This is a genomic window from Micromonospora sp. NPDC005163 (genome assembly GCF_053599835.1).
Window position 1 is genome coordinate 1 of the sequence record NZ_JBSFYP010000054.1, and the last position, 24,029, is coordinate 24,029.

Here is a 24,029-nt window from a genome sequence, read left to right on the forward strand (position 1 = left end):
CAGCCCACGGCAGGTCGGCGACATCGTCCGCGCCGCTCTCCACCTCACCCATTTCGAATACCGATACCTACCGGATTCTTGTTGAGATCACGTCAGTGCATCTGAGCTTGAGCAGCCATGAGACGCGCTCGCTCTTACGGTGACGCGTCGTCCGCGGCAGTCTCAACTGGGAGCGGGGGCCATACAGGTCTTCCGCGCTGGAAGGGCTGGTTCAATCCTTCGTCTAGACGATCTATTCCAGGGGTAGCTGACAGGTTCACTCAGCTGACCGGGGAGCTGTCCTTCGATGTCAGCGCTGGCGAGTGGGCCGACAACCTGGAGGACATCGAGGCCGGGACCTACGTCGAGCTGCTAGTGCCTCTGGCTGACGGCGCGGATTATGCGGACGCGGTGGAACTGCTGCGCGACGCTCGTGGGCTGCTACGCGAGGGCAACCTGCCCTCCGCGATCGGGCAGGCACGCAAGGCGCTGGAGCAGGTCCGCGAGTCATACGGGACGCAAAAGGTGTTTGCCGATGCGGTGAAGAAGACGCCACGGCAGCGCACCCTCGCCGAGCGGTGAGCCCTGCATGGCCGAGGACTTGTTTTCGACCATGAGCGGCGCCTGCCACAAGGACGACGTGACGAAGGAGTTCGAGTACACCCGGGAGGACCGCGCGACGCTGATCACCGCGACCGCAAGATTGCTCAAGCGGTTGTCCGCCGACCACGACTCGCTTTAGTTCCCTAGCCGGGTATGTCCTGCCGGGTCAACACACCCGAGGCTCAGGCGTCAGAGGCCGGGTGCTGCTGGTAGGCGGCCGAGGATCGGCATCGCTCGGAACGCCTCCGCGTACGCGGCGTTGATCCGGCGGCCATGCAGCTTCCCGAGCGCGTCGGCCATCGGCCCGAAGTGGTCGAGGATCGGCTGGGATGTGTGGGATCGGAGGGCGTCGAGCTTGGTGCGCCAGTGGGCGCTGACGTCGATGATGGTTGGCAGTTCGAGTGGGCGGCCGTGCTGGTCGAGGTTGTTGTAGCCGTCGCTGTGGTAGGCCCGCTTCGGGTGGCCAGTGGTGATGACGACGTTGGGTAGGGCGCTGAGGACCGCTTCGGCGCAGCGGCGGTGTTCGGGGTGGATGTCGTTTGTCGGGTGGGTGATCAGTACGTCGGGGCGGACTTCCCTGAGCACGGTGGCGACGGTCGAGACCGAGAGCTGGTCCATGAAGTAGAGGTCAGCCCCGAGGAGGTGCGCGCCGACTGTGGCCTCGGCGTCGCGGACTGCATCGTGGTGGGGAACGGCGATGACAGCTGTGCCTCCGTTACGGACGTGGCGGGCGATGGTGCCGCCTGCCCAGAGTTCGGCGTCGTCTGGATGCGCCATGACGGTGAGCAGGACGGGGGCGGACGTCACCACAGGCCCAGTTCCTCAACGACCTCCGCCGGTGTGGGCAGGAGTTGACTCCGCTGGCCGGTGGGGATGACGGGAACGTCCAGCTCGTGGTTGAGGCGGATCATGTCCCGCCATTTGCGGGCCAAGCCGAGCTGTTCCCGGACGAGGCGGCCACGTCCGGTGTCCAGACGGTCGGAGGTCGCCAGGTCGTCAAGAGTGAGGCCGTCGGCGAGGAGGGTGGCGGCGGTCTTGGCACCGATGCCGTGGATGCCCGGGATGTTGTCGGCGGGATCGCCGGTGAGCGCGCGGAAGTCTGCCCACTGAGCGGGGGTGACCTGGTGGCGGGCGAAGACGTCGGCGGGGCCGATGTAGCGCTTGCCGGGGTGCATCTTGGTGTGGAGGACGCGGACGCGGTCGTTGACGAGTTGGTAGTAGTCGCGGTCGCGGGACATGATCACGACCGGGCGGGGTGGCGGCGTGGTGTCGACGGACAATGGATCGAAGAGATCACCACCGAGGAACGGATCGCACCACAGACCATCCAGCGATACGAGACCAGCGCGCGCAACGCGATCCTGCCCGCCCTGGGCAACCTCCGGATCAGAGAAGCCAGCGTCGGGCGCCTGGATCGGTTCCTGCGCGACATCGCCAAGGACCGTCCCTCGGCAGCCAAAGGCGCGAAAGTCGTCCTGAGCCAGATGTTCGCCCTGGCCGTACGCCACGGCGCGATCCCCACCAACCCCGTACGCGACACCGGCCGGCTACGTAAACCTCGCCGCACCGTCGTCGCCCTCACCGACGAGAATCTCCAGGCCGTCCGTACGGCGATCCGCGACTGGCAGCGACCCATCCCCGGCAAGCCCGGACCACGGCACAGCGGCGATCTGGCCGACATCGTCGACCTCATGCTCGCCACCGGCGCCCGCATCGGCGAGATCCTCGCCCTGCGCTGGGAGGACCTCGACCTCGCCGCCGAACGCCTCACCCTGACGATCTGCGGCACGCTCGTCTTCGTCAAAGGCCGGGGCTTCTTCCGCCAACCCTGGACCAAAAGCGACGCCGGCTGGCGGATCGTCGTCCTACCCCGATTCGCCGTCGGCATGATCATGGCCCGCAAGCTCGTCGCCGCCGACAACCCCCACGACGCGATCTTCACCTCCCGACGCGGCACCTGGCTGTCACCCAACAACGTCCGCCGTCAGTGGCGTGAGGCTCGCGCCGACACCGACCTCGCCTGGGTCAACCCCCCACACCTTCCGCAAGACAGTCGCCACCCTCATCAAGGAAGAAACCGACACGAAGAGCGCCGCAGCCCAGCTGGGGCACTCCAGCGAGGAGGTCACCGCCACCTACTACATCGCCAAGCCCGCTCAAGCCCCGGACGTCTCGGACATCCTCGAGCGACTCGGCGCCGACCGCGGGCGACGTCCCACACCCGCAGTCCCCAACGATGCGCAGGGATGACGAACCTGGTTGCCGACCCCGGTAAATGGGGGGTTTTCGGGGGGGCGGTTCAAAACCCCATAGACAAACTTAAAGCCCTGACCAGCGTTTCCGCTGGTCAGGGCTTTTTGTCTGTCGGGACGGCCGGATTCGAACCGACGACCCCTTGACCCCCAGACCTCGGCAAGGTGGTTGGACGGGGCCGGCACGGCTGTTCAACGGCCTGATCGGGTTCGTCGCGATCCGGTAGGGCTCCGTCGGTTGCTGTACTTCGGTGCTGTACCGCCGCATCCTCACGAGCTACCACCACCACCCGGTCCCAACCCACTTCCCCTGCCGCACTTGCCCGACTCGTCCGGCGGAACTGCGGGATTTGAACCCCTTAAACCGACGGTAGCGAGAGGACATCGCCAATCGAACCGGTCGATACCATGAGGAGGGCAAAGCTTCCAACCTTGGTCAACACTTACCACCGATGCTCACTCTCCGTGCAGTGGATCTATATTTGATGATCTTGCATCAGCACTCGCCTGCGTCCGCTCGCCACTGCTGGCCGCCCCTTCGGCCTACCGCACCCGGGCATCTGGGCGATGATCCAGCAACGTCCTAGGGGGACAGTCGTTTGACAGTGCATGCGAGTAGACCCGGGGATGACCCCGTGAGGGGTCCCGCGCCCTTGCGATCTTCGATAAGGTGGCCTCCACTTCTAGCCCGAAGACTTCGGAGGTGGCCAGTGGCGGCACGGCAGCCCAAACGGCGGATTCGGAATGAGTTCACGTTAGGCGAGGGAGCCGCCGAGTACGACGGCCTGCTGCGGGATGCGTTTTACGAGACATGGCTTTACCGGTCAGTAGTATCTCGTGATGATCAACGGTGCTTCCTTATTGGACGCACCGGTAGTGGCAAGTCGGCGCTATTCCGTCAGATCGAGTATAAGCACGGCGACCATTTAATCCGCCTGAGCCCCGAGGATTTGTCGCTGACGTACATCTCAGAGCTGCAAGCCGTTCGGTTCCTAAAGTCGCTAGACGTTCACCTCGACCCGCTATTCATCGCCCTCTGGAAGCACGTTCTGATCATCGAGATCATCAAGCACCGCTACCAGGTTGACTCACCTGAAGCGAAGCAACGATTCCTCTCCGGGTTAATGGATAAGATCAGGCGAGACAAGAGCAAACAAGAAGCGCTTAAGTACCTAGAGGACTTCGAGGGGAAGTTCTGGCAAGAGACAGACGAACGCGTCCGAGAAATCATTGAGAAGTTCGAGACCCAGGTGAAGGCTGAGGCGGGCGGCAAGATAAGCGCCGGCATCGGGAGCCTTAGTGTCAACGGTGCGGACGCCTTGGTGGAATCGCTGGAGAATCGCAGCGAACTCGTTAACCGGTTTCAAAGGCTCGTAAACGAGACACAACTACCTCGTCTAAACAAGATGGAACGCGTCTTGAACGAGGATATCCTCGATTCCGCCCAGCACTATACTTACATCGTCATCGACGACCTAGATCGCGATTGGGCAGACGAGAAAGTCACCAACGATCTAATTCGGTGCCTTTTCCGTGCTGTGATGGATCTGAAACGGGTTGAGAACCTAAAGGTCCTGGTCGCACTACGGACTAACATCTTCGAGGCGCTCGACTTCGGCAGAACCGGCGGGCAGGAGGAGAAGTTCCGCGGCCTCAGCCATACGCTGAAATGGTCAAAGAGCGAGCTGCGTGATCTTCTGGACAGCCGCGTGAGCGTGGCAGCCCAGCGCCACGGCTTGGACAACGTGGAATCAATGGATGAGTTGCTTCCACGCTCGAATCCAACTCGAGGCAACCCCCTAGATTACATTCTCAACCGAACCCTGCTCCGACCGCGGGACGCCATCGCCTTCTTGAACGAATGCTTCACCCTCTCAAATGGGAAGGAGAAGCTAACCTGGCCGGCAATCCAATCAGCCGAGTCCGCATACTCCAAGAACCGTCTACTTGCTCTCCGCGATGAATGGAAGCCCACATACCCGGGAATCGAGCGCGTCCTCGCAGCTTTCACTCGCGCGCCAAACACTCTAGATTGGGAGGAGATGGCGAAGCGATTGGTCGAGTGCGCCCTGTTGACTGCGGAGCCTGATTTTGCGGGGACCGTTTGGTTGACCGGATTTGCTGAACCTCTTTGGTCGGCCTCGAGCTCGGATGACCCGGCAGAGGTATACCAGGCGCTAATCCGACTCCTTCACAATATCGGCTTCATTGGCTGCATTACTACCGTCGATGAAGTTGTCGGTTCTGAACGTCGGCGGGTCGACGAGCCCGCCATCTACAACAACGCCCAGCCCAGCTTCCCCGACCATGTCAGTAACCTGCGTAAAGTCGCAGCGTTCGTAGTGCACCCGGCGTTTCGGCCGGCCCTAGACATACGAGACTAAATGGCTGCCGTCAATAGCCAGGCGTATATGATCACCGACCGAATATGCCCCTAACCCGGTCGGACGGCGGGATTTAAAACCTAGACCTTCACTGCGCGGGCCTCCGCGACCGTTCCTCACCCCGCCGTTTGCCGCCGGCTGCGCCCCCTAGCCATCCCGTCGGCCTTCGTCCACACACCCTGGAGCGGGTGGGGCCTGCCCGGTCAAGGTGGAGCACCCCACGTCTGAACGACCTTGACCGGGCAGGCCCCACCCGCTCGGCTCGGCCCGGGCGAAGGTTGTCGGGATGGCGCCAACCATCCCGGAGTGCCCGAGCGCCCCGCCGGAGGCACGCCCTGGTCGTCATCCTCAACACCGAAGCCCCGGAACTGCCACTCATCTCATCATGGCGGCCCGGGGCCTCCTTCGTATGTCGCGCCGCCGGCGGGGCTGCAACCGTTCGGGGTGCGCCCGTGCGCTTGCGCTAAGGGCGCGGGGTCCCCGATCGGCGACCCGTTCGGGTCGGCCCCTGGTCGGCGGCGCGAGCGGCCTGCGAAGCGGGCCGCCTTGATCTCGTACAGAAAGTTCTCACAGGGGGAACTACCGGGCTCATGTCGTACTCCGGTTGATACGTAACACGTTGACTCCGCTTGATGGGTTACGCGATCCCCCGGCTCGCCGGCTACCGACTGTGAACCCCGGTGGTCTAGGACGCGGATGCGGCAACATCCGCTTCTGCCGAATTGAGCGCGTCGCCGCGCGCAGCACCAAGACGACATTGAGCTTGAAGGTTCAGTGTCGTAAGGTGAACTACATGGTTCACCAACATGTCCTGGACCGGGTGTTCGCCTCGCTGGCCGATCCGACCCGCCGAGGCATTCTGATCCGGCTCGGCGACGGCCCGGCCACCATCGGCGAGCTCGCCGAGCCCACCGGGATGAGCCTGACCGGTATGAAAAAGCACGTCCAGGTGCTCGAAGATGCCGGACTCGTCGTTACGGAGAAGGTCGGCCGGTCACGTCAGTGCCGCCTCGGCGTTGCGCCGCTGGATGAGGCGATGGCCTGGATCGGCTTCTACCAACGGCTCTGGGCCCGCCGCCTCGACGGTCTCGACGCCTACTTCACCCTCCAACCCGGCCCGAAGGGACAGGATTCATGACGCTTGACATGCAGATGACGCGGCAACTGCCCGCGACACCGGAGGAGGTCTTCGACGCGTACACGGACGCCGAGAAGCAGAAGATCTGGTTCACCATCCTCGACGAGCAGCCCGGCATCGTCGAGATCGAGGTCGATCTGCGGGTCGGCGGACAGCAGACTGCGGTGTGGGGGCCCAGCCCCGACATGCTGTTCCGGGAGACGCAGACGTTCGTCGAGATCGACCGCCCGCACCGGCTCGTCACCGAGTCCAGCGGCGCCAGCCCGGATGGCATGACCATGACGACCCGTATCGAGGTCACTTTCGAAGAGAAGGACGGCGGTACCCTGATGACCGTCGTCCAGAGCGGCTTCCCGGTTCCCGAGGTCCGTGACTTCTTCGTCAGCGAGGTGTGGGCCGGTGCATTCGCCCGCATCGAGGCGTTCCTGGCCCGTCAGCGCGGAACGGAGCCTGCTGATGTCTAGGCTCTCTCGGGTGGCGGTCGTCGCTCTCGGCGGCGTCACCGCCGTGGTGGTCAATCTCGTCTTCTACAGCGTCGGGCGAGCAGCCGGCGGCACGTTTCAATTCACCTCCTCCAGCGGACCGGCCGAGGTCGACGCGGTCACCGTCGCTGGTTTCAGCGCAATACCACTGCTGATCGGCCTTGCCGTCGTCGCTCTGCTGGCACCGCTTGCTGCCTGGGTCATCCGGGCCGCCTTGGTCGTCGGCCCGGTGCTGGCGGTCGGCACGATCGCCCTAATGACCCTGCCCACCGACTTCGACACCGCGAGCAAGGCGACACTGGCCCTCTGCCACCTGACACTCGTCCCGATCACCATCGCCGCCGTGGTCGCCATCGGCCGACAGGCGGGGGCCACCCGCGCCACAAAAGCCATACCAACCTGAGCCGCACGGCCCGCCGGAAGGAGATCATGTCAGACGGGACGGCTTTCCCTGTGCGTCGAAACGGCTCAACGGTTGCCGCTTGACGGGGCCGCCCTCATCGATGAGATACCTATGGCCTGCGGCTTAGATGGCCCATCCGCCATCTCGGCTGAGTGGAGGAACAAGGATCGCGTCGCCACGCCGGACGACGGCGAGTGCCACGGGTCAGATCTGAAGATCTGTTTTCACGGCACCGCTCTAGTACGGCAGCCGCCAATTGCTAGCTGACCAGGGCGTAGTCGCGATTCAGTCGGGTGCGTTGGTGGAACCAGCGGGCGCGGGCCTGGTGACGGCGTCGCCAGGTGAGCCAGCGGGTGGCGTGGCCGGGAGGTGTCGGATGGTGAAGGGCGTCGGCGAGTAGCCGTTTGACCTCGTGCACGGTCAATGGGATGAGTCCGGGCTCGGGCGGTGGCGGCTGGTCGGGTGTGCTCGGTGGCGGGGCCTGGGTGTCGGTGCGGTCATTGAGGTGGGCGGCGGTGACCGCGCAGACGGCGAGGGCGGCCATGACCAGCACGGTGTGTCGGGCGATCGCGGTGTAGAGGCGGGCTTGGCACTGGTCCAGGCCGAAGTGGTCCTTGCCGAACTCGAAGCACTCCTCGACGGGCCAGCGCAGTCCGGCGGCGCGGATCAGCCTGGTCTTGGTCAGGATCTGTCCCTCGGGCACGTGGCAGTAGTGAAAGGCCAGCTCACCGCTGTTTAGATGGCGGCGGACCAGCAGATGGTGGCGGGGTGAGGTGGTGGCGAGCCACGCCCAGGCGTACCAGCGTTGTCCCTTCGACCCCGCCCCTGCCGAGCGGATCTCCCACCCGCGGTTGTCCCCGGTCAGCAGGGTGGCGGCCTGGGCGCAGGTCAGCCTGTCACCCGAGGGCAGGTCGATCATGAAGGTGGAGGCGACCCGCAGCACGTACGCCTGCCGGTGAGTCTCGAAGAACTCCCGCAGTTGTGTGCAGTTGCCGTACACCTCGTCGCCGCAGGCGACGTCGAACACCAGCCCGTCGGCGTACGCGTCCGCGCACAGGTCGATCGCCAACTGGCCCTTGGTGCGGAACTCCAGCTCCGGTGGCAGTCCCATACCGGCCGAGGCCTGCGGATCGGCGATCTGCTAACCCTGGCAGCAGCAGCCGCCTTCGATCTTGTAGTCCTCACAAACACAGGATCGACAGGCGGCTGCGTCCACTTCGCACACCCCCACCGCATCCCGCCAGGTCAGACCGCCAATGGCGGCTGCCGTACTAGGTACGCCGAGTATCCGCTCATGCCGCTGACCGCGCCTTGCTGGTGGGCACCATCCATCGCGCGTCCCGGCAGCAGGCGACGGATCAGTCACGCGGTGTGACGACCAGGCACTACCGGCCGGCGAGCTGTCACCCATCAACTGGAATAGATGCGTAACGCATCAACTGGAGCCTGACAGCACTACCAGGCTCATCCGACAGCACTACTGGCTCAGGAGCCCCACCCGTTCGCCGACTACCCCGGCAAGTAGATCCGTAATAGAATACGGGTGGCCGAACAAGAGTACGGCTAGAGTTGCGTACGCAAGCCGTGACTCTCGGTTTAACAAGGAGGATGGCTGCATGTTCGCATTGGTGGTGCGCTTCGATCTGAAAGACGACGAGAGCGCGAAAGCGTTTGACGCGCTTGTCGCGGTGACAGGGGCTGAGATTCGTGCCCGCGAACCAGGGACGCTGATTTACGCTACCCACTCCGTAGAGGGAGCACCGCTCGCCCGAGTCTTCTACGAGTGCTACGCGGACCGAAAGGCATTTGACGCGCACGAAGTGCAGCCTCACGTGATCCGCTTTCACAAGGAACGCGAGCCGTACACGCAGGACGCGCGGGTTGAGTTTCTAACGGTCGGACCTAGCAAGGGCCTTGGTTCACTTGATGCCTGACAGCAATGAGCAAGGTCGACTTATAGCTATGCGGCGGCAAAAGCGTGGGCTTTCTCAGCGTGAGTTTGCCGAGATGATCGGGCGGTCTGAGGCTTGGCTTTCGCAGGTCGAGCGTGGGGTGCGTTCGATCGACCGGGTCTCCATCTTGGAGCGGATCGCGGGTGCGCTCGGCATCCCGATGGCCGAACTGGCCCCGGGCACTGCGGATACGGAGAGCGCTGAGGTTCCCTCGGCGGCTGCCGCCCTACGTTCGGTGCTAAGTACCAGCTACCTCATGGCGGCGATCCTGGGCAAGGACCGAGAGCTTCCCCTGCCGGAGACAGCCGAGCGAGCCGATCTGTGCTGGACGTACGCACACGCTGCCCGTTACGAGGACCTGGCCGAGCTGCTGCGGAGCCTACTGCCGGATCTGGAGAGAGCAACACGATCCGCCAAAGACGAGGCGCGAAAGACGTACCTCACCGAGCTAGCGTCGGTGTATCACGCCCTTTCGGCCGCACTGTCGAAGCTTGGTCAGCATGAAGCAGCCTGGGTCGCAACCGATCGGGCGTTGCTCGTTGCGGAGCAGGTCGGAGACCCGCTATTGGTAGCCGCTGGAACATTCCGCCTTGCGCTGGTTTTTCAGGGCGGGCGGCAATTCGATCAAGTCATAAGCGCTGCATCGTCGTCTGCGGCAGCGCTGGAGTCCGAGGTATCGGCGGACAAGCCGGCGGCCGTGTCGCTGTTCGGCGCGCTAAATCTGCAACTGGCTGTGGCCTCTGCGCGGATGGGAGACGACCAGAGGGCTCACGAGTATCTCGGAGTAGCGCGAAACGCTGCCCAGCTCCTGGGAGTCGACCGTAACGATTACGAGACCGAGTTCGGCCCCACGAATGTCCATCTGCACGAGGTCGCGGTGGCAGTCGAACTCGGCGACGCCGGTTCTGCCCTCCGCGCGGCGGAGCGGATCGACTCGTCCGGCCTATCGTCCGAGCGGCAGGCTCGGCTCCTCATCGACGTGGCACGCGCCTGGACTCAGCGCCGCAGGGTATCTGAGGCAATCGACGCGCTTGAGCAGGCCGAGGCGCTAACCCCGGAGCAGGTCAAGGGACACCCGGTGGTGGAGACGACGGTTTCCGACCTTGTACGGATGGAACCCGCCCCCTCCGACCGGCTGGCAGCCTTAGCCCGCCGCGTAGGAGTGGCCTAGCCACCGCCACACCTCCCGAGCTGCACCGAAGGGCGTCCCACAGCGGGGCGCCCTTCTTCGCACCAAGATTCCTATCGATGATCCGTACTGAAGTACTAGACACGTACTTTTGTACGGTCTACGCTGATCCCATCGAACACGGGCAATCGCTCAAGGTGAGCGAGCTCTAGTTGAAGGGAGTCAGTCATGGGACGTCTGCTGCTGGACACCTCGAAGGTGTCGTACGAGGTCGCGGTGAACCCGGTGCCGAAGCTGGACCAGACGGGTCAGCAGAAGTTCGACCGGGAGACGAAGGCCCCGATGTGGGCGGTGCAGCTCTACGCCCTCGCGGACGGTAGCGCTGAGGTCATCAACGTGACCGTGGTCAGCCCGGTGATGCCGGCGGTCGCGGTTCGTCAGCCGGTCGTTCCGGTGAACCTGGAGGCGCTGCCCTGGGTCAACGACCGGGACGGCAAGGTCCGCTCGGGTGTCGCGTTCCGGGCCTCGGCCCTGACCGCACTGGACACCGCCGCCGCCTAGCGGCGGTCGTTCTCGATCGGCTCCACAGAAGCGAAGAGGTGGACACGGGGTCGCCGTTGATTGGCGTCGTCTGCGACCCCGCGTCCTGTCCAACAAGGTCCCTACTAGGGAGGACTTGTCGTGTCCAAGTCTAGCCAGAGGTCCCTGTTCGGCTGGTCGAACCGTGGGGGCAACAACGTCACTGTCATCGAAGCGCCGGTTGCCCGCTCGTATCGTCGTCGGGCCACCATCGCGTTCTGGGTCACCCTCGGCGTGGTCGGCCTCCTGGCCGCCACGGTGGCCTCGCACTACCTGCACCCGATCCTGGGCGCGCTGCTCGGTGTCATCATCGGCGCTCTGCTCGGGGCGGTGCTGTTCGCGCTGATCGTGGCGTGGCCGGTCCTGCGCGTCTTCTGGCACTGGCTGCCGGAGATCGGGCTCGGCCTGGCCGTCGTCTACGGCTGGACCACGGTGATGCAGTCGACCCCGCTGTGGGGCTCGCTGCTCATCGTCGCCCTGGCCGTCGGCGTCCCCGCCGCGATCGGTCCGGTCCGCCGCCGGGTCATGGCCTGGATCTGGTGCCTGATCGTCCGGCATCGGCTGCGGCTGTGCTTCGCGGCGTTCATCGCCACGAACCGGCACGGTTCGCTGCCGCTGATCCTGCCCGCCAAGTCGACCCCGGCCGGTGAGCGGGTCTGGGTGTGGCTGCGCCCGGGTCTGTCTCTGCGGGATCTGGAGCAGGACGGCCAGATGCAGAAACTCGCTGTGGCGTGCTGGGCCAACGAGGTCCGCGTCATGCGCGCCGGTCGCAAGTACGCGGCGCTGATCCGCATCGACATCACCCGCCGCGAACCCTTGGCGCACACGGTGGTGTCGCCGCTGCCGGACTACGTCCCCACGGACATTCCGTCCAACGCTCCTACCTCACCGGGCATGCCGCCTGTCGGCCTGGACCTGCCCGACGTGCCCGACCAGCCGGTCACCGCACCGGCCGACACTCCCCGCCAGCGCAAGCCGCGCAACACCACCACTGCGAGCCCGAACGGGTTCGACCCCTCCGACTACGCCTAACCACCGGGACGGCGCGGACCAAGCACCCCTGACGGGTCAAGCGTCCGCGCCCTTCCCTCCCCCACCCGCTTTGACACGTACGTGTCAACCGACCCCGGGAGCCCTGCAATGGACCTCACGGACACCATCGAACTGCCCACCCGGCCAGACGCGCCGCAGACGGTGCCGGTCGGCGCGGGCCTGTCCATCTTCGACCCGGTCTTCCTCGGCATCGACGAGTTCGGCCAACCGGCCTACCTGCCGATGATCTACCGCAACATCCTGATCGGTGGTGAACCCGGCGCGGGCAAATCGTCGCTGCTGAACACCATCGTTGGGCACGCGGCCCTGTGCCCGGATGTGCGGCTGTGCCTGCTCGATGGCAAGCAGGTCGAACTCGGGTTGTGGAAGGACGCCGCCGACGTGTTCGTCGGCCCCGACATGGACTACGCCATCCGCACGCTTCGCCGGGTGCAGACCGTGATGGACAACCGGTACTCGTTCCTGCTGTCGCACCGCCGCCGCAAGATCGGCCCCAACGACCTGTTCGGTCAGATCCTCGTGGCCTGCGACGAGATCGCCTACTTCTCCGCCACCGCCGGTGACAAGAAGGACCAGGACCTGTTCGCCGCGCTGCTACGCGACATCGTCGCCCGGGGCCGCGCCGTCGGCATCATCGTCGCCGCCGCGACTCAACGCCCGTCCTCGGACATCATCCCGCCGTCCCTGCGGGACCTGTTCGCGTGGCGGTTCGCTGGCCGCTGCACCAACGACGTGTCCTCCGACATCGTGCTCGGACACGGCTGGTACGCCCGCGGCTTCTCCTCCAACAGCATCGACCCGAACAACCAGGGCGAGGGCTACCTCATCGCCGAAGGCGGCATCCCCAACCGGGTGAAAGCCGCCTACATGACCGACGCCGACATCATCCGCGTCGCCGACTACGCCACCTGGACCCGCCGCCGTAGCGGCCTCGCCGCCCCCGCCGACCTGCGGACAGCGGCATGAGCACCACGACCGCTACCCCGACTCGGGTCCTGGACCTGGTGCTCATCGGTGACGGCGAAGACATCGCCGCACTGACCACCATCGCCCGGCACGCGGGCGTCCTGGTCTTCCGCACCGCACCCACCCCCGCCGGTGAGAACGACGACCGGCAGCGGGTGTTTCTGAGGCTCCACCTGCACCACCGATAGAAGACGGCCGACGAACCGGGACCAGCCCTGAGAAAGCAACCCCGGCTCGCCGGCCCAACCACCGCCCACGAAAGGACGTGGCCGCCATGAACCCTACCCAAGAACAGCCCACCACCCCCGCCGCGCTGGCCGACCTGACCCCGGCCGACACCCTGCGCTGCGCCGCCCGCTACCTCGAAATTCGAGGCTGGACCCAGGGCACCTACTACGCCTCGACCGAGGACAACCCCTACCCGCCGGCCTGCGTGTCCGGCGCAATCGGGATGGCCGCGCACGGCCACCGCATGTCGATCCCGCACCACTGCAAGATGCGCGGCGGAGCCCGCGACTACACCCACGCCATCGACGCCCTGGCCAACTACCTCGACTTCAACCAGCCCCAGCCACGGGCCACCGAGGACGACGACCCCACCTGCCCACTGACCTGGAACGACCGCCCCGGTCAAACCGCCGAGCAGGTCATCTCCACCCTGCGCGACGCCGCCGACGACTACGACTGGACCCACGCCACCGAGGACGACCTCGAAACCTACGCCGAGAACGAGTACAGCCAAGAGCGGCTGCCCACCCGGGTCGGCTTCCTCGTCTGGCGGGCCGCTCGATGAGCACCGTCGCCGCCCTGCCGACCGGCAACGTCCACGCCATCCTCGACCGCGCCGCCCTCTACCTGGGCCGCTACGGCTGGACCTCGACCGGCCTCTACGACGCGCACGACGCCTGCCCGGCTAAGTGCGCTTGTCATCGCACCGGCACCTACCCGGCGTCGATCCTCGGCGCGATTCGGGCCGCCGTGTTCGGCCGACCCCGCTGGTACCTGACCGGCATCACCGACGCCGACCAGCGCACCTACAGCGCCGCCGTCGAGTGGTTCAACACCTACCTCATCGCCGTCGTACACGCCCCGGTCTTCGCCTGGGAGACCCTGCCCGGCCGCACCCCGGCCGACGTCATCGAGGCGCTGTGCGCCGCCGCCATCGCCTACCGCAGACACACCATCCGGAGGGCCGCATGAGCACCGCCGCCCACACCCCCGACGTGACACGTACGTGTCAAAACGACATCTCCACCGCCGCACTTGTCGGCGCGCTTGAGTCCGCCTGGGCCGCGATCCGCGACCAGCACTCCGAAGTCCCGGCCGCCGTCCTCGTGGTCGGCTCCGGCTCACCCACCAAGCCCAGCCAGGGCATGAAGTGGGGCCACTTCGCCGCCCTTCGCTGGCAAGCCGGCGACAACCAGCTACCCGAAATCCTCATCTCCGGCGAGGGACTGTCCCGCGAACCAGAAGCCGTCTTCACCACCCTCCTGCACGAAGCCACCCACGCCCTCGCCGACGCGCGAGGCATCCAGGACACCTCCCGGCAGGGCCGCTGGCACAACAAGAAATTCGCCACCCTCGCCGCCGAACTCGGCCTGTCCACCACCAAGGACGACAAGCTCGGCTACTCGCCCTGCACCCTGACCGACCTCACCCGCGCCCGCTACAAGGCCACCATCGCCGGCCTCTCCGTCGCGCTGCGCTTCTACCGCCACCCCGAACCGACCGGGGAAGGCAAAACCCGCACGAACAACAACAACGGCGTCTCGTGCGAGTGCGAATGCCCCCGCAAGCTGCGCATCTCCACAGCTGCCTTCGACGAGGGCCCGATCGTCTGCGCGGTCTGCTCGGCGGCGTTCCTGCCCGAGGACATCGACCGCGACACCTACGAACACCCCACCTTCGCCACCGGCACCCCCACCGGCGACGACGACCAGGACCAGGACGACGCCGACGACGCGGAGGACCCGATGGTGTTCTACGACCCGACCGGCGAGCGCTACGGCCTGCCGACCTACCCGTTCAAGTTCGCCCCCGACGGGCTGCTGACCCGCCGGCAACTGCGTACCCGCAACCTGCGCCCCGGCGATCAGGAACCCGCCGCGCAGATCCTCTGGCGTCGCGGCAAGCGCGTCGCCTACCTGTTCCGCCTCGACCTGGCGATGCCCAAGCGCACCGCCACTCCCGCCCAGAAGGCGGCCATCGACAAGGCGCTCACCGCGCGGCGTACCTGCCCCGACTGCCAGCAGGTCAAGCCCTACTACATCCCCCGTCGCACGAACGCGTGCCTCGACTGCACCCCTGAGGTGACCTCATGACCACGACGAACCTCCGTCCCACCCGCTGGGCCTACCTCGGCCTGGTCCTCGGCGGACTCGTGTCCGTCGCCGCGAACATCGCCCACTCCTTCATCGCCCCGAAGGGCGCACCGCAGAACTGGAACCCGGAGCCCGGTGCGGTTGTCTCCGCGATCGTCTGGCCGCTGTTCCTGTTCATCGCCATCGAGATCCTTGCCCGCACCCCGTGGCCTTCGGGCTGGGGTTGGGACGTGCTGCGCTGGGTCGGGATGCCGCCCGTCGCCCTGGTCGCCGCGTTCGTGTCCTACCAACACCTGTCCGGACTCCTGCGTCACTACGACGAAGGAACCCTCGTCATCTGGTTCGGTCCCGTCGCCGTCGATGGCCTGATGCTCATGGCCACCGCCGCCCTACTCGCCGCGAAGCACACCAACACCCGGCCCACTGAACTCGTCCCGGCACCTTCGCCGGCCACCCTCGCCGAGGCGTCGTCACCCGACATCACCGCCTCGCCGACGGTCCGCCCGGCCGCCGCGACCCCTGCCACCAACCCCACACCCGAGATCACCGCACCTGTCCACGAACCCATAACCCTGCCCACCTCTGGCGAGGACACCGACACCCCGACGACGGTCGAGCCCACCCCGGACACCACCGAGAAGGACCCGACCCCGGCACCCGCCGCGCCTGCGGTAGTTACCGCCGGCCCCGCGCCCGCACTGCTCTCCGGAGCCCGGATCGTCGCCAGCGCCCACGAGAAAGCCCACGGTGAACCCATCACCCCCGGCCAACTCGCCGTGCGACTGCGCCTCCCCACCCACACGGCCGCCGACATCCTCACGGCCCTGAACACCCAACCGACCATCAACGACAAGGCCCACAACGGCACCGCTGTTGGAGCCACCGCGTGACGTCCTCGACGTTGCCTCTCGCGCCCGAAACCACCACGGTTTCGGGCACGGGAGCCTCCGCTGAGTCCGCCGGCTACTGGCCCTGGGCTGCACCCACCACCGGCACCCGCAACCCCGCCGCTGACGGGTGGGTACGAGGCCACGATCCCCGCACCGTCGCCACCGGTCGCGCCCGCGCCCAGGACCCGGACTACCCCGAATGGCTCGGCCACGTCCGCGCCGCCTCCGCGTGCAAGCACCCGATCCGGCTAGCCGGGCAGATCCACGTCAACGACGCCGACGGCAACCGCATGGCCACCGTCGACACCGAGGACATGCCCGACGGCGCGATCTACACCCCCTGCGGCAACCGCCGCGCCAACGTCTGCCCGTCATGTGCTGAGCTGTACCGCCGCGACACCTACCACCTCATCAAAGCCGGCCTCCAAGGCGACCGGTGGGGACTACCGCCGCTGCACGAGCACATCGCGATCTTTCTGACCGCGACCGCCCCGTCGTTCGGGCCGGTGCACCACCGGGTGGTGAAAGTCCACGCGGCGGACTGCCGCAAGAAAGACGGCTGCACCTGCCGGGCCTCGGTGTGCCACCCGTTCGGTCGGACCTGCCCCCACGGTGTCGAGCTGCGCTGCGGCCAACGCCACAAGGCCGCTGACACCCACCTCGGACAGCCGCTGTGCCTGGACTGCTACGACCACACCGGCCAAGTCGTCTGGAACCACGAGGCACCCGAGCTGTGGCGCCGCACCATCCAACAAGCCGACCGGGAGCTACGCCGCCTCGGCCGGGCACATGGCGTGGACCTGCGCCGCCGCTACATCAAGGTCTACGAATTCCAGGTACGCGGCGTCATCCACTACCACGCCCTCATCCGCCTCGACGGCTACAACCCCGACTGCCCTGAGGCGATCGTGCCCCCGCCCCGCGTAGTCACCCGGGACATGTTCGAAGAGGCGGTCCAGACGGCGTTCGTCAAGACGGCCTACACCTCCGCCCCGCACCCCGCCAACGGCCGGCAGGGCTGGCACATCGCCTGGGGCGACAAGGGCCTGGACCTCAAGCACGTCAACGCCCCCGGCCACGAAGTCAACCTCGCCCAAATCACTGGCTACATCGCCAAGTACGTCACCAAGAGCACCGAGGTAACCGGCCTAAGCCTGCGCCGCGTCGACGAACTCTCCGTTCAGATCCACGGCGACCCGGCAACGCACCTCGGGCGGCTCATCCGCGCCTGCTGGGACATCGGAGAGCACCCCGACTACGCGAGGCTTCGCCGCTGGGCGCACCAGTTCGGCTACGGCGGACACATCGCCACCAAGAGCCGCGCCTTCTCCGTCACCCTCGGCTTCCTCCGCCTCCAACGCACCATCTGGCGACGTACCGAGGGCCACCCGCACACCTGGGACGACGAGCAAACCGAACGCGTCATCTACGAACTCGGCTACCAGGCAACCGGCTGGATCACCACCGGCGACGCCCTGCTCGCCAACACCGCCGCCGCCATGGCCCGCGCGCAACACCTCGCCGGCGTCGACGCCCTGGCCGACGAGATGACCACCCACCGCGCCACCGCCCGATCCCTGGCCGCTTGACACGTACGTGTCAACGCCTGTGAAGCCGTTCCTTGACAACTCCACAGCGCAAGCAACACCGACCGACCCGGAAGGAGAGCCATGCCCACACGTCCCTGCCCCCTGGTCGCGGTCCGTCTCATCGGCTCGACCGCCACCGTCAAAGCTCACGCCGCGACGATCGCGGCCCAACTCACCGCTTACTACGGCCGCGAACGGGTCACCTGCCGCACCGGCACCCGCAACCCCGCCGGCTACAGCGGCGAAAGCCGCACCTACATCACCCTCACTCCGAAGGAGGCACCACATCGATAGGAGCCTGGTCCCGATCGTTCCGAAGTGGCATTCCCCGGCCGAGGTCGCCGCGATCCTCGGCTACGGCTTGTCCAAGGTGAAGATGAAGATTGCCACCGGGGAACTGCGCTCGATCAAGGACGGCAAGTACCGCCGCATCCTGCCGGAATGGATCGATGAGTACATCCAGATCCAGATCGAGCGACAGGATGCGGCCTGATGCCTGGCAAACGCGCCAACGGCGAAGGGTCCATCTTCCCGTACCGCAACGGGTTCGGCGCCTACGTCTGGGTCACCAAGCCCGATGGCAAACGGGACCGCAAGTACGTCTACGGGAAGACCCGCGACGAGGTTCACGACAAGTGGGTGAGGCTGCACCAGCAAGCCAGGGCCGGTCCGGTTGCCACCAATGTCCCCACGGTGGCGAGCTATATGACGTACTGGCTCGCCGAGATCGTGGAGCCAAATCTCGCCCCGCTGACCTACGCCACGTACGAGACGCTGAGCCGCCTGTACATCGTTCCCGGCGTCGGCACCAAGCGACTCGACGGGCGGCTGTCGGTACGAGACGTCCAGACCTGGCTCAACAAGGTCGCGAAGACCTGCCAGTGCTGCGCGCAGGGGAAGGACGAACGCCGGTCAGCGAAGAGCCGCAAGTGCTGTGCGGTTGGCCGCTGCTGCCAGGACCTTCCCGCGGCTCGCACCGTCAAGGGAATCCGCGCCGTCCTCCGCTCGGCGCTCTCGCAGGCTGTCGTGGAGGAGCTGGTCGCAAAGAACGTCGCAGCCCTTGTGAAGCTCCCACCGATCCGCAACCGCAAGGGCAAATCGTGGAGCAGTGAGGAAGCACGCGCGTTCCTGGAAGCCTCCCGCGATGACGACGATTACCTGTACGCCGCCTACGTCCTGGTGCTCGTGCTCGGTCTGCGCAAGGGAGAAGTCCTCGGCCTCACCTGGGACCACATCGAATGGGACAGCTGGGATAAGCCGTGCGCCACCCATGGCGAAAGGTTCTGCGAGCACTGCCGCGACAACCACGACATCAGCCTCGTCATCGACAAGCAGCTCCAGCGGGTACGCGGCCGGCTGCTGCACCGGGCCACCAAGACGGAGGAGTCCGACGCTCCCCTTCCGCTGCCGGCCATCTGCGTTACCGCGCTGCGGCACCGCTGCCAACAACAGGAGGCCGCACGAGAGAGAGCCGGCGACGCCTGGCACGACACCGGCATGATCTTCACGACCCGCTACGGACTGCCGGTCGAACCACGCAACTTCAACCGCTCCTACGACAGCCGCATCGCCCGTGCCGGCATTCGAAAGATCACCGTTCACGACGCCCGACGCACCTGCGGTTCGCTGCTGGTCGACCTGGACGTGCACCCCCGGGTCGCGATGGCGATCCTGCGGCACGCGGACTTCTCGATCACGATGGAGATCTACAGCCAGGTCTCGTCGAAGACGACCCGTGAAGCTCTGCGGAGGCTCGGGGAAAGCCTCGATCAATGAGCCGTTGCTGTACTTCGCTGCTGTACAAGATCAGAAATGGCCACCCGGAAGAATCCGAATGGCCTCTGACCTGCGTCGGGACGGCCGGATTCGAACCGACGACCCCTTGACCCCCAGGCAATCTACTCGGGGCGTTGACCTGGAACGAACGAGCCCTTCACCTGCCGGGGCGATCCCCCACCGTCCACCGTCGTCCGTCCACGTCCACCCCGATCGTCACTCAGTTAGTCACTCAGATGGCTCGATCAGGCTCACTCAGGGTCGATCCCGGGGCTCCAGCGTCCTATTTCGTCTACGGTCGGCAGGCCGTCGAGATGTCCCATCCTCACCTTGTAGGTGGCGGGGGCCGCCACTTCAAGCGGACCTTGACGACTCGGACAGCGGCTGGCGGCTCCGGCGGTGATGGCGGAGCTTGATTCCTTCGTCCCGAAGGAACCACCGCCGGCCGATGGCCTGCATCAGTGGCAGGGTTGAGCTGCCCGCCCAGTCCACCACCGTCCATCGACGTCCGCCCTGGCACGCCTTCGTCGTCACCCAGGTGGTCACCCACCCCAAGCCTCGTGCGGCCCAACCCGCTCGACTCGGCCTGCCAGACTACGTTCATGCAGTTCAGCGAAGCGTCTGTTGTGGCTCTGGCTGCCATCGGCGGCAACATAGTCCTGACGTGGGCGACTCTTCGAGGTCAGCGCAAGTCGCTCCATCTGGATCGGCTCTGGGAGCGGCGTACCGCTGCTTACGACGATTACGTCGCAATGCTACGGACGGCGGAACAGGCTCGGAGTGAGGCGATGGACGCCGAGCGGAGGGCGGCGGCACCTCTGTTGCCCGACCGGGCCGAGCAGTTGGCCGTCATGAGCAGGGCCGAGCTGTATGGCTCCAAGCCCGTTCGTGAAGCAGTGTCGGACTGGGCTGAAGCAGATCGAGACTGGCACGCTAGCTACAGCGCGTGGAGGTCGTACCAGATGACCCCGCACAGACGTGACACCTCCCAGGGGGAGGTAGCCGGCCGTACCGACGAACTCAAGGCTGAGGCACAGAGAAACCGATTCCGGACAGAGGTTCTTGCTTTTGCTGCCACCGACACCATCCGCCATGAGGTACTGACCGCTCAGCCCCGCCGACTTCATATCAGGTATCGGATGGAGCGAGACCTTGCTGAGATCGACCGGTCGAGGGGCGGGGTCGACAAATATGTACCACCTTGGTGGCTGCCCGGATGGGCTGATCGCATCGGCCGACTCGTCGGCATCGTCGGCCGGCGCGCGTAGGTGCCACTCGGGGCATCGGCAACCTATCGGCGCACTGCAACCTCAGCCAATGTTTGGGTCCGCTCCGCAGCGCGCCCTCAGGATCGCGTCCGTGGCGGCCGCCGTTGGCCGCTGTTGACCCCTACTTCGGGGCACGTAGCGGGCACGGGCTAAGCCCCGGGTGAGAGATACTGGCGAGCCCGATAATCCATCTCATAAACCAAACGCAGTAACTGGGTTGTAAAGGCGAGCGTATTAAGAGCACGCTCTCGACTCGCCGCTTCCAGTCGGTGCGTTGAATGATTGCCATGCGTTCGAATTAGGTCAAGCCAGGGCCGCATTGGAGGAGTCACGTACCCCGTGCTGCCGAGATAATCGACGTACTCCACGAAGCTCTTACCCTCTGGTGCCCCCTTGTCGGCGGCCACATGCATAAGAATCTTCCGACACATCAGCTCGCAGGACGTGTAGGCTCCGGATCCGGCTGTCTGACGGGACTCCTCATATGCTGTTGCCACTTCATCAGGCAGACCATCAACGGGTTCCCCCTCGACCGTGGCAGGAGACATCACCCCTGTATTGTGGACGATGCCCTTGTGACAACCAGTGCAGCGGGACCACACAACACGCACTGGTTCGGTCTTGACTCCGGTCCTTGCTACGACTGCCGCATTCGTATGTGAACCGCAGTGCGGGCACCGATATTGCAGGACCGCATCAGCGTTGGCGGGTGTGTAGACAGCGCCGTTACGGGTCTGGCTGGAGAACGTGATAATCCCATCGTGTCCGGGCACGGCGGCAACGATACAGGGCGTACTGCCTGTTCAGAACCCCTCGCGCGCTGCTGCCATCCCGTCTGCCGCCGACCCGCCCCTTGGGGAGCGGGCCACCACCCGGCCCGCCACGTCAAGCGGACCTTGACGCGCGTTCGGACGCTGGCGGGCCGGGTGGCGGTCTGCTCGGCTCGCCCGGGTCGTCGGCTGGCGGGATGGCCCTGCGCAACCACCCACGGACCGCAACCCGCTGACGGACCCCCGACCATCTCGGAGTCGTTGCGCCCCCCGCCGGAGGCGCGGTAACCGCGACCAGCTTGCCGCCGCGACCGCCACTCGGACCTGGCGTGCCCTTCCCTGCGCCGCGCCGATCGGGCGCGGCCCGGCCGACTGCCGGCCCACCAACCTCAACCACCCTCGGTGCCACCGTCAGCGGCGGCCCCCGGGCTTCCCGCCTTCCGCGCCAGCCGCCGGGCGTTTTGCGTGGCCGGAGTCGGAGCGCCAGCGGAGCGACGGACGCGCGCCCAGGCGGCGGCGCGTGCGGCCCGTTCAGGGCCGCCTTGAACACGTACAGAAACTTCTCACCACTTCGCCGGCAGCCGGCGGCCCTGCTGGTGGATTGGCTGCTCAGGCCGCGTAAACGGCGGTGGCGTCGTCGCTGCGCTTGTTGCGCGCCCACTTCATGCATGACGGGTCGGCGGCCTCGATGGCCCGGACTCGGCTGATCAGTTCGGTCGGACCGTCCTGGGTTAGAACGTCGAGCACGTCGGGCCAGTCGAGCAGACCGAACAGGGCCACCAGGCGGGCTGCTCCGTCGGTCAGCACGGCAACTCGTCGGATGCTGTCGAGTGGGACCTCTCCGGTGATCGCGTGTCGAGCGACGAACGGGTCGGCCGCTGCCACCCAATATCCTCCGGGCTGGTTCCGAGCGGCCAACTCGGCGTGCTTCATCCGCAGTAGTGCCGCTTGCTTTTCTGCCGATCCGAACGGGTGTCGGTCGGCCTCGTCACGTTCCGCGCGGGCGGTCTTGTCCACCCGGTCATCGGTGATGACCTGGATGCCGTCGACAGTGTCGATCAGCACCGTGACGTCACCGAGCACCACATACTCCAACGAGGTGTCCTTGAGCCGCAGCACTGCCGTAGCGGCCGAGGGTGTTCCCGGGTGGCTGAGGTCGCAAGTGTCGCGGTGCTGGTCGGCGGTGAACCGGATGCCGTACATCAGCGCGTTGACCAACTCGGAGTCACGGTCGGCGGCTAGGCCGGCGAGAGCAGAGCCAAGCTTTGCGGCGTACCAGGCGATGCCGTGGACGCAGCCGGTGCCGGTACGGGCGGTGGCCCCGTCGAGAACGACGATCAGGTTCTCGCTGGCCATGGCCCAGTCCTCGTTGGGCGACTTCGGGTTGCCGGCCTCCGAGGCGGTCGAGACGCGCATCAGGCCACGCCTTCGCTGCGGTAAATCGGCGTCAACGCGTCGACCTTCTTCACGGCCCGCTTCTTCGGGTCGTAGGTGCAGGCCACCAGCAAGGAGAACCGGCGGTTCTTTACCTCGCGGTACAGCTCGTCCAGGTGGTCTTCGAGGTACTGGGCGACCCCGAGTGTGCCCATCGCGTGGATGCCGGCGAGGTAGAGGAACGTGCCGCGTCCATCAGGGCGGGGAAGCCGGCCGAGGTACCCGTAGTCGACCGGCTCGCCGCTGTCCGATGGAGAGCGGAACTCCTCGCCGGACTGGCGGTTCACGAGGTAGACGCCGTTGTCATCGCTGCCGAAGCCCAGCTTCGGATCAGACGCAAGCACCTGACCGACGAACGGCAGAATCCGAGGGCTGCCGACCACGACCAGGTTGGTGCGGTTCAAGTCCACCATGCCCGGTGGTGGCACCACCTCGTACTCGGTCTTCAAGCCGAGTCCCCGGGCGAGGTTGGACAGCTTCTCGTACGCGGCCAGCATTTCGGCGGACACGACCGCGTACGGGTCTTTCTTTCCCGCCTCGAACTTCCCGCCCACGGCAACGGTTAGCGGGCCGGTGCCCAGCATCGCCCGCTCCGGGCGAGGTCCGGACGACAGAAGCTGACCTACCCGCGCACGAGTCATGCCTACCACCTGGGCAATCTGCGCGTGCGTCATGCCCTGCGACACCATCTCGTCTAGCGCCTCGCGACGTAGCCGCGAAAGCTCGTTGACCGCCGCCTGATGCTCATCGATCAAGTCGCTAGCCGTACGCGCTCTCTCGCCAGGGTCGTGGATGCCGGGCAAGTCATGCGGGCTGATCACCACTGGGTCTCCTCCTGCTCGCCGCCTCGCTCAAGCGACACCACAAGGTTATCGCACTACAGGGCTTGACGCGCGCAAGGGCCCTTGCCTACTGTCGGTCATACATCGAAGCGCAACCCCCCTTTACCAGGGATATGGGGAGCGCAACGAAAAAGGCCCCGACGGGATTGCGGCCCGTCGAGGCCCGGTGCATCGGCCCTCTGCGAAAGGAATCACGATGCCTGTCCAGCCTACCGTTCA

26 protein-coding genes and 2 pseudogenes are annotated in these 24,029 nt (G+C 66.1%); 22 read left to right on the forward strand and 6 right to left on the reverse strand.

Annotation, left to right across the window (positions count from 1 at the left end; genetic code table 11):
- Nucleotides 1-390: 390 nt before the first annotated feature.
- Nucleotides 391-561 carry a hypothetical protein gene (locus ACWD6N_RS28245; RefSeq protein WP_387328781.1) on the forward strand — a complete coding sequence of 57 codons (171 nt, stop codon included), beginning with the start codon at nucleotides 391-393 and terminating at the stop codon, nucleotides 559-561.
- A 7-nt stretch (nucleotides 562-568) separates the two neighbouring features.
- The gene (locus tag ACWD6N_RS28250; protein ID WP_354968486.1) at nucleotides 569-721 is read left to right on the forward strand and encodes a hypothetical protein; all 153 of its coding nucleotides are present in this window, start codon (nucleotides 569-571) and stop codon (nucleotides 719-721) included.
- A gap of 50 nt (nucleotides 722-771) precedes the next feature.
- Here ACWD6N_RS28250 and ACWD6N_RS28255 read toward each other — a convergent pair whose 3' ends face one another.
- Together ACWD6N_RS28255 and ACWD6N_RS28260 are read right to left on the reverse strand one after the other, a co-directional pair.
- Nucleotides 772-1,389 carry a PIG-L deacetylase family protein gene (locus ACWD6N_RS28255; RefSeq protein WP_354968487.1) on the reverse strand — a complete coding sequence of 206 codons (618 nt, stop codon included), beginning with the start codon at nucleotides 1,387-1,389 and terminating at the stop codon, nucleotides 772-774.
- Nucleotides 1,386-1,820 carry a 5'-3' exonuclease H3TH domain-containing protein gene (locus tag ACWD6N_RS28260; RefSeq protein ID WP_354968488.1) on the reverse strand — a complete coding sequence of 145 codons (435 nt, stop codon included), beginning with the start codon at nucleotides 1,818-1,820 and terminating at the stop codon, nucleotides 1,386-1,388. Before ACWD6N_RS28260 ends, ACWD6N_RS28255 begins: the two co-directional genes overlap by 4 nt.
- 42 nt (nucleotides 1,821-1,862) lie before the next feature.
- Between ACWD6N_RS28260 and ACWD6N_RS28265 the strand changes: the two are divergent.
- From ACWD6N_RS28265 to ACWD6N_RS28285, 5 genes and pseudogenes are all read left to right on the forward strand, one after another.
- Nucleotides 1,863-2,832, forward strand: a pseudogene (locus ACWD6N_RS28265) (tyrosine-type recombinase/integrase); the annotation flags it as partial.
- A 712-nt stretch (nucleotides 2,833-3,544) separates the two neighbouring features.
- Complete coding sequence (locus ACWD6N_RS28270; RefSeq protein WP_387328776.1) at nucleotides 3,545-5,218, forward strand: P-loop ATPase, Sll1717 family; 1,674 nt, start codon at nucleotides 3,545-3,547, stop codon at nucleotides 5,216-5,218.
- A gap of 793 nt (nucleotides 5,219-6,011) precedes the next feature.
- The gene (locus ACWD6N_RS28275) at nucleotides 6,012-6,356 is read left to right on the forward strand and encodes an ArsR/SmtB family transcription factor (RefSeq protein ID WP_387328827.1); all 345 of its coding nucleotides are present in this window, start codon (nucleotides 6,012-6,014) and stop codon (nucleotides 6,354-6,356) included.
- Entirely contained in the window at nucleotides 6,353-6,820 is a 468-nt protein-coding gene (locus tag ACWD6N_RS28280; RefSeq protein ID WP_387328774.1) for an SRPBCC family protein, read from the forward strand. The genes ACWD6N_RS28275 and ACWD6N_RS28280 overlap by 4 nt, the downstream gene beginning before the upstream one ends.
- Before the next feature lie 10 nt (nucleotides 6,821-6,830).
- Nucleotides 6,831-7,241 (forward strand): DUF6069 family protein, encoded by a 411-nt coding sequence (locus ACWD6N_RS28285; RefSeq protein ID WP_387328771.1) that lies wholly within the window; start codon nucleotides 6,831-6,833, stop codon nucleotides 7,239-7,241.
- A 259-nt stretch (nucleotides 7,242-7,500) separates the two neighbouring features.
- Here the strand turns inward: ACWD6N_RS28285 and ACWD6N_RS28290 are convergent.
- Nucleotides 7,501-8,379: pseudogene (locus ACWD6N_RS28290) on the reverse strand (IS701 family transposase); the annotation flags it as partial.
- A 478-nt stretch (nucleotides 8,380-8,857) separates the two neighbouring features.
- Between ACWD6N_RS28290 and ACWD6N_RS28295 the strand changes: the two are divergent.
- From ACWD6N_RS28295 to ACWD6N_RS28365, 15 genes are all read left to right on the forward strand, one after another.
- Nucleotides 8,858-9,175 (forward strand): putative quinol monooxygenase, encoded by a 318-nt coding sequence (locus ACWD6N_RS28295; RefSeq protein WP_387328765.1) that lies wholly within the window; start codon nucleotides 8,858-8,860, stop codon nucleotides 9,173-9,175.
- A complete protein-coding gene (locus ACWD6N_RS28300) occupies nucleotides 9,168-10,364 on the forward strand; it encodes a helix-turn-helix domain-containing protein (RefSeq protein ID WP_387328762.1) in 1,197 nt (398 codons plus the stop codon). The genes ACWD6N_RS28295 and ACWD6N_RS28300 overlap by 8 nt, the downstream gene beginning before the upstream one ends.
- Before the next feature lie 186 nt (nucleotides 10,365-10,550).
- Nucleotides 10,551-10,883 (forward strand): hypothetical protein, encoded by a 333-nt coding sequence (locus tag ACWD6N_RS28305; RefSeq protein ID WP_366636922.1) that lies wholly within the window; start codon nucleotides 10,551-10,553, stop codon nucleotides 10,881-10,883.
- 120 nt (nucleotides 10,884-11,003) lie between these two features.
- Nucleotides 11,004-11,933 (forward strand): hypothetical protein, encoded by a 930-nt coding sequence (locus ACWD6N_RS28310; RefSeq protein WP_387328760.1) that lies wholly within the window; start codon nucleotides 11,004-11,006, stop codon nucleotides 11,931-11,933.
- Nucleotides 11,934-12,041: 108 nt separating this feature from the next.
- On the forward strand, nucleotides 12,042-12,920 hold the full coding sequence (locus ACWD6N_RS28315; protein ID WP_387328757.1) for an FtsK/SpoIIIE domain-containing protein: 879 nt from the start codon (nucleotides 12,042-12,044) through the stop codon (nucleotides 12,918-12,920).
- Nucleotides 12,917-13,108 (forward strand): hypothetical protein, encoded by a 192-nt coding sequence (locus tag ACWD6N_RS28320; RefSeq protein WP_355610090.1) that lies wholly within the window; start codon nucleotides 12,917-12,919, stop codon nucleotides 13,106-13,108. The genes ACWD6N_RS28315 and ACWD6N_RS28320 overlap by 4 nt, the downstream gene beginning before the upstream one ends.
- A gap of 86 nt (nucleotides 13,109-13,194) precedes the next feature.
- A complete protein-coding gene (locus ACWD6N_RS28325; RefSeq protein ID WP_387328754.1) occupies nucleotides 13,195-13,713 on the forward strand; it encodes a DUF6197 family protein in 519 nt (172 codons plus the stop codon).
- On the forward strand, nucleotides 13,710-14,120 hold the full coding sequence (locus ACWD6N_RS28330) for a DUF6197 family protein (protein WP_387328751.1): 411 nt from the start codon (nucleotides 13,710-13,712) through the stop codon (nucleotides 14,118-14,120). The genes ACWD6N_RS28325 and ACWD6N_RS28330 overlap by 4 nt, the downstream gene beginning before the upstream one ends.
- A gap of 773 nt (nucleotides 14,121-14,893) precedes the next feature.
- The gene (locus ACWD6N_RS28335; protein WP_387328824.1) at nucleotides 14,894-15,241 is read left to right on the forward strand and encodes an RRQRL motif-containing zinc-binding protein; all 348 of its coding nucleotides are present in this window, start codon (nucleotides 14,894-14,896) and stop codon (nucleotides 15,239-15,241) included.
- Nucleotides 15,238-16,131 (forward strand): DUF2637 domain-containing protein, encoded by an 894-nt coding sequence (locus ACWD6N_RS28340; RefSeq protein WP_387328748.1) that lies wholly within the window; start codon nucleotides 15,238-15,240, stop codon nucleotides 16,129-16,131. The genes ACWD6N_RS28335 and ACWD6N_RS28340 overlap by 4 nt, the downstream gene beginning before the upstream one ends.
- Nucleotides 16,128-17,720, forward strand: coding sequence for a replication initiator (locus ACWD6N_RS28345; RefSeq protein WP_387328745.1), 1,593 nt, complete (start codon nucleotides 16,128-16,130; stop codon nucleotides 17,718-17,720). The genes ACWD6N_RS28340 and ACWD6N_RS28345 overlap by 4 nt, the downstream gene beginning before the upstream one ends.
- Nucleotides 17,721-17,801: 81 nt before the next feature.
- Entirely contained in the window at nucleotides 17,802-18,014 is a 213-nt protein-coding gene (locus ACWD6N_RS28350; protein WP_387328743.1) for a hypothetical protein, read from the forward strand.
- Between the two features lie 4 nt (nucleotides 18,015-18,018).
- Nucleotides 18,019-18,213, forward strand: coding sequence for an excisionase family DNA-binding protein (locus ACWD6N_RS28355; RefSeq protein WP_387328822.1), 195 nt, complete (start codon nucleotides 18,019-18,021; stop codon nucleotides 18,211-18,213).
- A complete protein-coding gene (locus ACWD6N_RS28360) occupies nucleotides 18,213-19,496 on the forward strand; it encodes a tyrosine-type recombinase/integrase (RefSeq protein WP_387328740.1) in 1,284 nt (427 codons plus the stop codon). The genes ACWD6N_RS28355 and ACWD6N_RS28360 overlap by 1 nt, the downstream gene beginning before the upstream one ends.
- 602 nt (nucleotides 19,497-20,098) lie before the next feature.
- Nucleotides 20,099-20,764, forward strand: a complete 666-nt coding sequence (locus tag ACWD6N_RS28365; protein WP_450005312.1) for a hypothetical protein — start codon at nucleotides 20,099-20,101, stop codon at nucleotides 20,762-20,764.
- A 149-nt stretch (nucleotides 20,765-20,913) separates the two neighbouring features.
- Here ACWD6N_RS28365 and ACWD6N_RS28370 read toward each other — a convergent pair whose 3' ends face one another.
- The 3 genes from ACWD6N_RS28370 to ACWD6N_RS28380 form a co-directional block, all read right to left on the reverse strand.
- Nucleotides 20,914-21,312, reverse strand: a complete 399-nt coding sequence (locus ACWD6N_RS28370) for a DUF4145 domain-containing protein (protein ID WP_450005313.1) — start codon at nucleotides 21,310-21,312, stop codon at nucleotides 20,914-20,916.
- 831 nt (nucleotides 21,313-22,143) lie between these two features.
- Nucleotides 22,144-22,950: a hypothetical protein gene (locus ACWD6N_RS28375; protein WP_450005314.1), complete on the reverse strand. Its 807-nt coding sequence runs from the start codon at nucleotides 22,948-22,950 to the stop codon at nucleotides 22,144-22,146.
- Complete coding sequence (locus tag ACWD6N_RS28380; RefSeq protein ID WP_450005315.1) at nucleotides 22,950-23,792, reverse strand: sigma-70 family RNA polymerase sigma factor; 843 nt, start codon at nucleotides 23,790-23,792, stop codon at nucleotides 22,950-22,952. Before ACWD6N_RS28380 ends, ACWD6N_RS28375 begins: the two co-directional genes overlap by 1 nt.
- Nucleotides 23,793-24,029: the final 237 nt, after the last annotated feature.